This window comes from Frankia sp. AgPm24 (assembly GCF_023243055.1).
Classification (GTDB): domain Bacteria; phylum Actinomycetota; class Actinomycetes; order Frankiales; family Frankiaceae; genus Frankia; species Frankia umida.
In genome coordinates, this window is record NZ_JALKFW010000014.1 from 1 (window position 1) to 11,173 (window position 11,173).

An 11,173-nucleotide genomic window follows, 5' to 3' on the forward strand; every position below is an offset into this window, starting at 1 on the left:
CAAAGCCGGCCCGCCACCGAACGACGGCCCCCGCGCCCAGACGACACGGGAACGCTGGGCGCAGGTCCACGACCTGCGTGACCACGGCGTTGGACTGCTTGACTGCGCACGGCGGCTCAACCTGAGCCTGAACACGGTCAAACGCTACGCGCGGGCCAGCGAACCCGAGCGGCTCGTGCGGGCACCAGCCTACCGACCGACTCTGGTCGATCCCTACCGCGACTATCTGCGACGCCGCCGCGCCGACGAGCCCGCCGTCCCCGTGCTGCGGCTGTTCCACGAGATCAAAAAGCAGGGATATGACGGTAGCTTCAACCTGTTCGTCCGCTACATCAACCAGGGCCGCGTCGACACCGACCGGCCTGCGATCTCACCACGACGCGTCACCCGGCTCCTGCTCACCCGACCCGACCGGCTCACCGACAGCCAACATGACCGGCTCGGCGAGCTCACCACCGCCTGCCCGGAAATGATCGATCTCGCTGGACTCGTGCGCGGCTTCGCGCAGCTTCTCCACCCCGCGGACGGCAACGCCCACCGACTCGACGAGTGGATCACCACAGCCCGTGCCGCCGACCTGCCCCACCTGCACGCCTTCACCCGCGGCCTCGATCTCGACCGCGCAGCCGTCAACGCAGCCCTCACCCTGCCTCACCACAACGGCGGAACCGAAGGCGTGAACACCAAAACCAAACGGATCATGCGTCAGATGCACGGCCGAGCCGGATTCCCCCTCCTCCGCCACCGCATCCTCCTCAGCTAACCCTCCGTCACCACCGAAAGTGAGACAGAGCCGAAATCGTGACAGGCTCGCTGCGCGACCTTCAAGATGTGGTCGAGACCTACCCCGAGCAGGTGTGGCCGGTCCAACTCCAGCAGGCGCTGCAGGGCCCGGTCCACCAGGCCAACCTCGCCCGCGCGGCCGGACTGGCCGAGGTCCCCGCAGCGCTGCGTGACCCGCTGATCGCCGAGTACCGCGGCGCGGTCCGCGTCGGACTCAGCCAGGTCCCCGCAGCCGCGAAGGGCACGAAGCAGCCGGTCGGCCGTTGCCTGCTCGCATGCCTACGTGACCGGCAGGACGACGTACTCCGTTTCGTCTTCGACCTCGATGTCTGGCCCACGAACAACCAGAGTGAGCGCGACCTGCGGCCGTTCAAGACCCAACAGAAGATCTCCGGCCGGCTCACCTCCGCGGCCACGACTGCCCGCCGCCTGCAGATCGCCAGCTACCTGTCCACCGCCCGCAAACACGGCGTCTCCGCGATGCACGCCCTACGCCTCGCGTTCCGCGGCGCTCCCTGGATGCCACCGGCCGCCACCGCCCCCACCTGACGCCCCCTCCGATCCCGCCGTGCCACCCACCGCCCCGCGCGGCCCACAGCCATGCCCGTGAACCACCACCTACAGCAAGATCACTAAACCAGGTGAATGTTTACTCATGGTTGTGGTTGTCGGGTTGAGCTTCCTTTTCGCGTTCGGCAATGTGTGGCTGCTCGCGCTGCGGCTCGGCGTGCCGGTGTATGTGGCCCCGTTGGTCGCTCCGGCGGTCGATCTGTCCGTGGCCGGGCTGCTCTTGGGTATCCGGTTCCTGGCTGTGCAGGGTGCCGGTTCTGAGCAGGTGCGGCCGGCGCGGAGGTTGCTGGTGTTCGCGAGTGTGGTGACGTTGGCGTTGAACGTGTTCGAGCCGATGATCGCGGGGGAGTACGGCAAGGCGGCTTTCGACAGTGTGGGGTGCTGGCTGCTGATGGGCTGGGCTCACGTCGGCCCCGGCCTGCTTCAGGCCATGCACGAGGCCGGCCAGGCAGGATAGTGCCCCGTGGAGTGGTGTAGATCGGTTCGCGTTCCGCTCTGCGTCTTTTCCTATTATGCGGCCTGGATATCTGCCGCGTCGAGGGTGATCGGGACGATTTCCGGGACTGTTGTGGTGATGTTTTCGCTGCCGATCTGCCGCATGGATTCCTCGGACAGGTAACGCCGGTCGGAGACCTGCCACTCGTCGTGGGTCTCCATGAGAACGGCGGTCGCCAGGCGGAGCAGGGCCTCCCGGTTCGGGAAGATCCCGACGACGTCGGTGCGGCGCTTCACTTCCCGGTTGAGTCGTTCCAGCGGGTTGTTCGACCAGATCTTGCGCCAGTGCGGTTCAGGGAAGTCCGCGAACGCGGTCAGGTCCGCCTTCGCGTCGCCCAGCATGCCCGCCACCGCCGGGAACTTCCCGTGCAGGAGGTCGGCGACGGTGTCGACCTGGGCGCGCACGAGGTCCGCGGTCGGCTGCGCGAAGATCGTGCCGATGGTGGCCGTCACCATCGACGCGGCGTGCCTGGGGACCCGGACGGCGACGTTGCGCTGGAAGTGGACCCGGCAACGCTGCCACGACGCGCCGGTCAGGACCTTACCCACGGCGGCGGTCAGCCCGCGGTGGGCATCCGAGATGACCAGCCGCACCCCGACCGGACCGACGACCAGGCCACGGTCCCGTAGCCCACGCAGGAACTCGGTCCAGAACGCCTCGTCCTCACTGTCGCCGACCTGCACGCCCAGGACCTCCCGGCGGCCGTCCGCCGAGACACCGGTGGCGATCACGACTGCCTGGGACACGACCCGCCCGTCAAGGCGGACCTTGCAGTAGGTGGCATCCAGGTAGACGTAGGGGAACCCGACATGGTCCAGCCGGCGGGCCCGCCAGGCGTCGGCCTCCCGGTCCAACGCGGCGCAGATCCAGGACACCTCCGACTTCGAGATCCCGGCGTCCACCCCGAGGGCGGCGACGAGGTCGTCGACCTTGCGGGTCGACACGCCGTGCACGTAGGCCTCCATCACCACCGCGTGCAGCGCCACGTCGATACGCCGGCGGGGTTCCAGCAACGACGGGAAGAACGACCCGGTCCGCATCTTCGGGATCTTCACCGTCAGGTCCCCGGCGGTCGTCGACACGGTCCGTTCCCGGGAGCCGTTGCGCTGCGTGGTCCGGGCTGCCGACCGTTCGTAACGGGCCGCGCCGACGTGCGCGTCGGCTTCCGCGTCCACGAGCGCCTGCAGACCGAACCGCAGCAGCTCCCGCATCACCTGACCGGCATCGGTGTGCCGCAGCAGCTCCAGCAGACCGGATAGGGCAGAATCATCCAAGGCCATCGCGTGTGTCCTCTCCGTGGAACTTTGGTCGGTTCACACAGAGCTACACGCGATGGCCGTCTTTGTCCCGGAGCGACACACCCCCACCCCGGACGATCAACCAGCCGATCCCGATCTACACCACGCGGTGGGACTCACCCTGCCTCACCCAGCCTGACGGGCAGGAGGTCGTCCACAGTCAGGAAAAAAGATAGATCGTTGCAGCACAATAGTCCTCCGTATCCCGCTGACGGAGGGTCACATGGCGGTTAACCAGGACTGGCGGCCATTGGAGGTCACTCCCGAGACCGCCGATGTCGAGCCAAGCCAGCGCGGACTGATCGACCACCTCGCACGAGCTGGCGATACAGGCCGTCTCCTCGAAGTGGCGAAGGCGGTGGTCTACCGGGGCTTTGCGGTCAGGCCCGATGCCCTCGACTCGGTGCTCGACCATCTGTTGCCCGAGCGCCTCGCCTACGTCCACGGTAACTCGCCGCGTGACCGGATCGGCCGCAACCTCTACACGTCGACCGAGTATCCGCAGAACTTCACGATCTCTCTGCACAATGAACTGTCGTACACCCGCAGCTGGCCGACTCGTCTGCTCTTCTACTGCGAGATCCCACCTACGGCGGGCGGCGCCACCCCGGTCCTTGACGGCCAACGTTGGCTAAGCGCCATCGATCCGTATGTTCGCGAGGCCTTCACCGGCGGCGTGCGCTACACGCAGAACCTGCACGGCGGCTGGGGACTCGGCCGAAGCTGGCAGGCGACCTTCGAGACCGACGACCGCGATGTGGTCGAGACGTTTCTCGCCGGCTCAGGTGCGCAGTGGTGGTGGCGGTCAGACGGAGGACTGCGGGTGACTCAGGTACGGGACGCAACGGTCCGCCATCCGGTGACCGGCGCACAGGTGTGGTTCAACCAGGCAGATCAGTGGCACGTCGCGGGCCTTGGCGACGAGACCTCCGCCGCGCTGGCGGCGATCATCACAGAAGAGGATCTGCCGCAGTCGGCGGAGTTTGCCGACGGATCACCGATCCCGGCCGAGTACGTAGCGCATGTGCGGGACGTGGGGCTGGCCAACGCGGTGGACGTCGACTGGAACGCTGGAGATCTGCTCTTGATCGACAATGTACTCGTCGCTCACGGACGTCGACCGTTCACCGGTGACCGGCGGGTGCTGGTGTCGATGTCGGGAGGGTCGCACGGTGCAGCGGGAGACGGGCGATGACGCGTGTCTCGCCGTCGGATGGCGGCACGGTCGAACCGGCTCTCCCCTTTGTCCTCGAGGGTGATCCTCGGAGAGGCGGGGTCGAGGTTCTTGTCCAGCAAGACGGACCTCGGTTGCTTTCCCTGGTCCGTCGCCACGGCGCCGTTCTGTTCCGCGGACCCGGCACTGGGCATCGCGGGCTTCGACCGCATTGTGCAGTCATTGTCCGGAGTGCCGCTTCCCTACACGGAGCGCTCGTCCCCACGCAGCCAGATAACAGGGAATATCTACACCTCCACCGACTATCCGGCCTCCGAGGAGATCTTCCCGCACAACGAGAACTCCTACCAGGCCCGCTGGCCGCGCCTTCTCTACTTCTACTGCGACAGCCCGGCAGAGACCCGAGGTGCGACACCACTGGTGGACGTACGACGGGTGCGCTCCCGCATCGATCCGTCGGTGCGCGCCGATTTCGAGCGCCGCGGCTGGCTGGTCGTGCGCAACTTCCATCCAGGATTTGGAGTGTCCTACCGAACGACCTTCGGTAGCAGCGACCGGAGTGCCGTGGACCGTTACTGCCAACGCAACGGCATCCTGACCGAGTGGCGTGGTGACCGGTTGCGTACCTCGGCATTGTGCCGCGCTGTCTGGCGACACCCGAGACCGACAAGCAAGCCTGGTTCAACCATATCATCTTCTTTCACCACACGACGCTGGCGCTGGACGTCCGCAACGGGCTGCTCGCTCTGTTCGACGAGGCCGATCTGCCCACGAACACCTATTTTGGCGACGGCGGACGGATACCGGACGAGGTCATGGCGCACCTGCGCTCCTGCTACCGCGAAGGCTCCACCCGGTTCGACTGGCGCCGCGACGACCTGCTCCTGGTCGACAACATGTTGGTCGCTCACGGCCGGGAGCCGTTCACCGGGTCACGGCGTATCGCCACCGCGATGAGCGACGTGTATCCAGCCGGGAGCTGACGGAGCAGGTACTCGCCCATGAACATCCGCCCAGGCGGAGTGGGTACGCCAGTCGGCCTGTTGCGTGGAGGAAACCTGACGGCTCCGTGGCGGCACGGCCACGACCACGGACCGTCGTAGCCGTGCCGAGCTGGTGAACGCCGGGTGAAGCAGGTCCGCCGAGCGTCGACAGTGGCGACGTTGGACGCCGGCAGGTGGCGCTCGCCAGCCGCCTGAGGGTGAGGTTCCACCTGACCCGAACCGTGCTGGCGAGCGGGCCCTTGTGGCGGCCAGTGTGGTGGTCCGCACGCGGTCGACAGTGATGTCAGAAGTACGACACGCCGCCCAGCGGCGTCGCCGCGCTAGAACGATCATCCTCGTGGTGGCCGGAGCTTTGTGCGACCTGCGGATGCCACCGGCTCACGACGCCCGCCGGGTGAGCTTCTGAACAGGCAGCATAAGCTGGTCGAAGACGGCTGTTGATCTCAATTTCCAGGCCACGCCCCGTGGCGCGAAGGGTGCGTCCTGCGCGCCCCTGGATCGCTCACATCCTCGGCGCGCAGCTTCTCCCTACGCTCCTCCTCTGCTGGCGAAACCCGTGGATCGCTGGGATCTCCGCGTTCCATCGCCTGTCGACCGGTCGCTGATCCGTATGAGCCCGCGGAGATGCGAACCGGTCCATTCACCCGGCCGTGGGAGCCGATGCCAGGTAAATGCCCAGGTAGTTGGCTTATCGACGATGAACCAGAACTGCTCCGAGAGCTTGATCGGCGAGTGTTCGCTCGGCGTTCCAAGCGTCGTCTCGATGATATGGAGGGTGCTGTGCGGGAGCGTCAACGAGGACTGCGTAGTTCATGCGTCGGAAGTCGTGTCCCCTGGAGTTGTCAAGGGCGCCTCCAACCAGATTCCGGTCCGACTTCATCTTCTTCGCTTCGGAGTCCCGAGTAGTCTGCTAGGTTACTCTCTGGGATACAGTGGGAACGGAGGGCGTCTGGCGTAATGGGTGCATGGACGGATGGCGGTCACGCGCTGTGATTCGAATCGTCTCGGTGTCGCGGTGCGATCAGATACAGATCATCGGCGGTCGTGATCCACCGCGATTACCGCGCTGGTGGCAATCGCGCCCGGGTCTGCTGAGATCGGATTTTCGCTGGTCGCGGTGCTCTTATGAAGGAAATCTGATCTCGTCGAGAACCGGTTGGCCCCTGGCTGTGGGCGAAGGTTGCGCGGCGTGGCGGGTGCGTACCGTCGGGCCTGGGGCCGGATGCGCTCGTTGACGAGATATCCCGCCGCGTGAGCAGATTCAACAGAGAAGGTGCTGACGTGCCCGGTGAGTTCGCGTCTTGACCGTCGGGCGTTACTGGGGCCCTGGTCGGCGTCCCGAACCGTCGTGCCTGTGGCACGGTGCTGCTCGGGGGGTGCGGCCGTCGGCCCCGGTCAGCGTGTCGCGCGGGAGCCGTGTCCGGAACCGATGCCCGGACCAGGACCGTCTCCCCGGATGTTTGACAGGAATTCACGGAGAACGCACAGTCACCTCTCGGAATATTCGGCCGTGTATCCGAACTGTATCTGGTGTCCACCGATCCATCGGCCAGTTGGTTTGGCCGACCTTCGAGTCGAAGGCGGTGAGGTGCGGACCATGGCCGGGGCTCCGCAGGCCGCATCCGCAGCTGCCACTGGCCGTGGTCGTCGGACGTTTCTGTCAGCAGGTGAGAACCGATCGTGGGAGGCCACCGTTGGAACTCCGTATTCTTGGCCCGGTCGGGCTGTGGTCAGATGACACCGAACTTCCCTTGCGAGGGACCAAACAGCGGACAATCCTGGCGGCCCTGCTGCTGGGCGGAGAGTGGGTGATATCCGACGCCAAGCTCGGTGAGCTCCTGTGGGGAAAGAACCCGCCACGGACCTATCAGGCGCAGATCTACACGTATGCCTCCCGGCTGCGAAAGCATCTGGATGGGACGAGCGCGATCATTCGTCAGGGTCAGGGTTACCTGTTGCGGCTGGGGCGGGCCAAGTTCGATTTCCGCGAGTTCGAGGAGCTCTCGCAGGCAGGACTTTCGGCGTTGCAGGCGCAACAACCTCGGAGGGCGTCGGACCTGCTGCGGGCCTCGCTTGACCTCTGGCGCGGTCCAACTCTCACGGATGTGACGGAGCTGCTCGCCGAGAATGGGCGCCCGCGGATAGAGATGGCACGGATGGAGGCGCTGGAGAACAGGATCAGCGCCGATCTCATCCTCGGCCGTTACCGCAAACTCACCTCCGAACTCGTCGGGCTGGTCAACGCCAATCCACTTCGGGAGGTCTTCCGGGCCCAGTTGATGATCGCCCTGTATCGCTCGGACCGGCAGGCCGAGGCGTTTGCCACCTACTACCAGGGCTGCCAGCTGCTGAAAGAGGAACTCGGTGTCGGTCCCGGCCCGGCGTTACGCAAGGCGCATCACGAGATCCTCACGGATGACTTCGACTAGACGCGTCCTGCCCAGGGGCAGCGGCAGAACGCGTCCTGATGTCAGATGCGCTGACGCTCAGGGGTGTCCGGTGGCTCCGGACGTGGCTGGCCGGTCTCCAGCCGTGCCCCACGCCCGGTGCCGAGGCGGGCCGGAGCACTGTGAATGAGCCGAGCGGCCGGGTACGAGTGCTGGTCACTTTCGCGACGATCGCGGCCATCCCCCCTCGCCGGGACGCCGGTCGCCGCGGGTGCCTGCCTGGGCGGTGTGGTCGGGGAGGCTGACGGACGGCGGTCGCGGGGGCCCCGTCCGGGCATTCTCCATGCGCGGTCGCCAAGCATGGCCATCGCCGCGGGCAGCAGCACGCCACGTACGAGGGTCGCGTCGATCAGGATGGCCACGGCCATGCCCACCCCGAGCATCTTGTACTCGATCGAGTTGAGCACGACGAAGACGCTGAAGACGGCGGTCATGATGACCGCGGCGCTCGTGACGACGCCGGCGCTCGTGCCCACACCCTCGACGATCGCCGTCCGGGCACCTGCGCCGCCCGACCAGTGCTCGCGGATCCGGCTGAGGACGAAGATGTGGTAGTCCATGCTCAGGCCGAACAGCAGGACGAACATGAACAGCGGGAGCCACCCGACCACGCCTCCGTACGAGGTGAACCCGAGCAGCGATTCGAGGTTCCCATCCTGGAACACCCAGGTCAGCACCCCGCAGGCGGCACCGACAGACAAGAGGTTGAGCAAGATCGACACCAGCGGGATCGCCAGGGAGCGGAAAGCCACGCCAAGCAGGACGAACGACAGCACCAGCACTGACCCGAAGACCAGCGGCATGGTGTCGCGCACCCGTTCGGTGAAGTCAAATGCGAAGGCCGTCTTGCCGGAGACCGCGTACTCAACACCGGGAACCTGACCGACCGTGGCGGGCAGGACCTCGCCCCGTAGCAGCTCCAGCGCTTCGTTGGAGAGCGGATCCGTCCCCTCTCCGGCGAGCGGCAGCCGGACCAGCATGGCATTGTCGACCCGGGTCACGGAGAGCGGTTCGGCGAGTAGACCGTCACTGGCTGCTACTCGACTGCGCAGGTTGTCGATCGCCTCGGCCAGAGCGGGATCTGTCACGTTTCCCCAGATCACCACTTTGGCCGGGGCCGGCGCACCGGGGAAGGCCTCCTGCATGCGGATGGCGCCGTCGACCGCGGCGACGTCGCGAGGAAGGCTGTTAATCGGCCCCGCGTCCTGCAGCCTGATCCCGGAGGCGGGCAGTGTCAGCACCACGAGCGTGAGCGTCGCGATGCCACCCCACAGGAGTGGGCGGCGTACCACCGTCCGGGCCACCGCGGACCAGGCCCGGGACTCCCGTGCAGTGGTGCGTCGCCGGCCGAGCCACGGCACGCGAGCCCGCTCGATCCGGGAGCCCAGCAGCGACAGGGTCGCGGGGAGGGCCGTCACGGAGCCGACGACCGCGAGCCCGACCACCATGGCGGTGCCGACGGTCAGCCCACGGAAGTTGTCCAGCCCGGTGAACAGCAGGCCGGAAAGGCACAGCATTACGGTCAGGCCGGACACCACGACAGCGCGCCCCGAGGTTCGGGCGGCGATTCGCAGGGCCTGTTCGAGGTCGCGTCCAGCGGCTCGTTCCTCCCGCTCCCTGCGGAGGTAGAACAGCGAGTAGTCGGTGCCCACGGCGACACCGATCAGCAGGATCATGGAGGATGCGGCGCTGTTGACGGGAATCCACTTGCCTACCGTCGTCATCAGCCCGAACGCGGCGAGCATGGTGGTTCCAGCCAGCAGCAACGGAACCGACGCCGCGACGAGCGATCCAAAGACCACCAACAGGATCACGGCGGTGATCGGCAGGGAGAAGGTCTCCGCGCGTTGGAAGTCCTCCTGGATGGAGTCGTCCACCGCGTCGTTGAGGCTCCGGTCGCCCGCCTGCACGATCCGCACGTCCAGATGCCGCGCCGCGACGGCGTCGACGGCCGTCGCGGCGGCGTTGTAGTGCTCGGTCATCTGGTCGTTGGGTCCGGCAACGAAGAAGCTGACCAGACCCGACCGGGCGTCCTCTGAGATCTGCTCCGCGGTGTCCAGAGGAGAACGTAGGCCCTGCACGGCGCCCGGCGTTCCGTTCAGCGTCGCCACCAGGTCCGTGGCGGCGGCGCGCAGCGCCGGGCTGTCCGCGAACGCCGGCCCTCCGGCATCGCGTGCCTGGATCAGAACGTTCTCCAGAGCCGGCTCGTAGCTCTCCTGGTCGCGTATCACCTGTTGCGCCTGCCCCGACTCACCTGGATCATGCGCCCGAGCATCGTCGCCGGGAATCAGACCGCTGGAGGCCACGGCGAGGACCACGAGCACGAGCCAGCCGACGACGACCCGTGCACGGTGCCGGATCGACCATGCCGCGACCCGTTCGACCAGCGGCGCTCGGACCGGGTCGCCCCAGCCTTCGTGATCAGGCGGTGAGTGGTTCGCTTCGCCCATCATGAACTAAGGTCCCCTCGGGAAGAAGTGCTCCAGAAGCTCGCCGGTCGGCGAGGTGTCGCTTCTTGCTGGCTGGGCTGCCGAGCGGCTACTCGACAGCCCGGCACCTACTCGACGTCCTTGAGAATGCGTTCGACAGACTGGAGCCGGGTCTGGATCTCGGCAAGCCGTCCGACGAGTTCGGCGAGCTGCCGTTCGGCTCCCTCCTGGAAGAGCACGGCCTTGTCGGCGATGGCTCGGTACTCGTTCTCGCGGGCGAGAACAGCCTTGGCCCGCCAGGTGGCGGCGAGCTGCCAGATCGTAACTGTGATCACGGCAGTTACCAGGAGGAAGAACCCGATGACCCCGGTCACCTCCTGCCAGTCGGTACCGCTCATGTCGTTGATCCTTTCTCGGGTGGGCTGAGGGTGCGCGCCGCGTCCGCGACGGTCTCCGGAGTCAGGTGGAACTGGAACGCCGCGACCTCGTAGAACTTCATCGCCTTCCCGTCCGGGGAGACCTCGAGGCTGGCGGAGACGAGTCCGGCGTTCTCGAGCTTGCGCAGGTGTACCTGGAGCAGGGCGCGGCTGATGTCCAGCTCACGGGCGAGCTGGCTGACGTAGTTGCGTTCACTGGCGAGTGCCGCGAGGACGCGGAGCCGGTGGGGGTTGGCCATCGTCGCCAGGATCTGCACCAGCTCGTCGCCCGTGGGAGCCGGCGCTGTCAAGGTGTAGTCCTGCAGCACATGCCAACAGATGTTAGCAGGAGCATTGTCGAGTTGTCATCTGCCGGCGTCGGTGGGCATCCGCCAGCCGCGTGCGGCGGCCGGGGTGCCGCCGGCGGCCCGCGACCCGGTGGCCGGCTCGACCCCGGCACCAGTTGGTCCGAGAGATAGCCTCGGGCTTTCACCGGGGTGATCGTCTGTTGGGTTGCCGCAAAGAGGAAAGTGCTCCTGGCCAGGGAGGATCGGGC

At 66.8% G+C, this 11,173-nt stretch carries 8 protein-coding genes and 2 pseudogenes; 6 read left to right on the forward strand and 4 right to left on the reverse strand.

Annotation, left to right across the window (positions count from 1 at the left end):
* The 3 genes and pseudogenes from MXD61_RS04575 to MXD61_RS04585 all read left to right on the forward strand — a co-directional run.
* Positions 1-763 (forward strand): transposase (locus MXD61_RS04575; protein ID WP_248811605.1); only part of this gene is annotated, 763 nt, incomplete at its 5' end.
* Between the two features lie 38 nt (positions 764-801).
* A complete protein-coding gene (locus MXD61_RS04580; protein WP_248811606.1) occupies positions 802-1,332 on the forward strand; it encodes a transposase in 531 nt (176 codons plus the stop codon).
* Between the two features lie 106 nt (positions 1,333-1,438).
* A pseudogene (locus MXD61_RS04585) lies at positions 1,439-1,798 on the forward strand (hypothetical protein); the annotation flags it as partial.
* A 65-nt stretch (positions 1,799-1,863) separates the two neighbouring features.
* Here MXD61_RS04585 and MXD61_RS04590 read toward each other — a convergent pair.
* On the reverse strand, positions 1,864-3,129 hold the full coding sequence (locus tag MXD61_RS04590; protein ID WP_248811607.1) for an IS256 family transposase: 1,266 nt from the start codon (positions 3,127-3,129) through the stop codon (positions 1,864-1,866).
* A 241-nt stretch (positions 3,130-3,370) separates the two neighbouring features.
* On the opposite strand from MXD61_RS04590, the gene MXD61_RS04595 reads away from it, so the two are divergent.
* The 3 genes and pseudogenes from MXD61_RS04595 to MXD61_RS04605 all read left to right on the forward strand — a co-directional run bounded on the left by MXD61_RS04595 (position 3,371) and on the right by MXD61_RS04605 (position 7,754).
* The gene (locus tag MXD61_RS04595) at positions 3,371-4,342 is read left to right on the forward strand and encodes a TauD/TfdA family dioxygenase (RefSeq protein WP_248811608.1); all 972 of its coding nucleotides are present in this window, start codon (positions 3,371-3,373) and stop codon (positions 4,340-4,342) included.
* Positions 4,339-5,304, forward strand: a pseudogene (locus MXD61_RS28660) (TauD/TfdA family dioxygenase). The gene MXD61_RS04595 and the pseudogene MXD61_RS28660 overlap by 4 nt, the downstream one beginning before the upstream one ends.
* A gap of 1,715 nt (positions 5,305-7,019) precedes the next feature.
* Complete coding sequence (locus tag MXD61_RS04605; protein ID WP_248811609.1) at positions 7,020-7,754, forward strand: AfsR/SARP family transcriptional regulator; 735 nt, start codon at positions 7,020-7,022, stop codon at positions 7,752-7,754.
* Between the two features lie 41 nt (positions 7,755-7,795).
* Here MXD61_RS04605 and MXD61_RS04610 read toward each other — a convergent pair whose 3' ends face one another.
* The 3 genes from MXD61_RS04610 to MXD61_RS04620 form a co-directional block, all read right to left on the reverse strand.
* Positions 7,796-10,225, reverse strand: a complete 2,430-nt coding sequence (locus MXD61_RS04610; RefSeq protein WP_248811610.1) for an MMPL family transporter — start codon at positions 10,223-10,225, stop codon at positions 7,796-7,798.
* Between the two features lie 104 nt (positions 10,226-10,329).
* Positions 10,330-10,599 carry a hypothetical protein gene (locus MXD61_RS04615; RefSeq protein WP_248811611.1) on the reverse strand — a complete coding sequence of 90 codons (270 nt, stop codon included), beginning with the start codon at positions 10,597-10,599 and terminating at the stop codon, positions 10,330-10,332.
* On the reverse strand, positions 10,596-10,877 hold the full coding sequence (locus MXD61_RS04620; protein ID WP_251079437.1) for a winged helix-turn-helix domain-containing protein: 282 nt from the start codon (positions 10,875-10,877) through the stop codon (positions 10,596-10,598). Before MXD61_RS04620 ends, MXD61_RS04615 begins: the two co-directional genes overlap by 4 nt.
* Positions 10,878-11,173: the final 296 nt, after the last annotated feature.

What these genes read in the sequence shown, in the direction of transcription:
- MXD61_RS04610 (WP_248811610.1), bottom strand. Translation starts at nt 10,225, where the DNA reads ATGATGGGCGAAGCGAACCACTCACCGCCTGATCACGAAGGCTGGGGC.
- MXD61_RS04595 (WP_248811608.1), top strand. Translation starts at nt 3,371, where the DNA reads ATGGCGGTTAACCAGGACTGGCGGCCATTGGAGGTCACTCCCGAGACC.
- MXD61_RS04590 (WP_248811607.1), bottom strand. Translation starts at nt 3,129, where the DNA reads ATGGCCTTGGATGATTCTGCCCTATCCGGTCTGCTGGAGCTGCTGCGG.
- MXD61_RS04620 (WP_251079437.1), bottom strand. Translation starts at nt 10,877, where the DNA reads ATGGCCAACCCCCACCGGCTCCGCGTCCTCGCGGCACTCGCCAGTGAA.
- MXD61_RS04615 (WP_248811611.1), bottom strand. Translation starts at nt 10,599, where the DNA reads ATGAGCGGTACCGACTGGCAGGAGGTGACCGGGGTCATCGGGTTCTTC.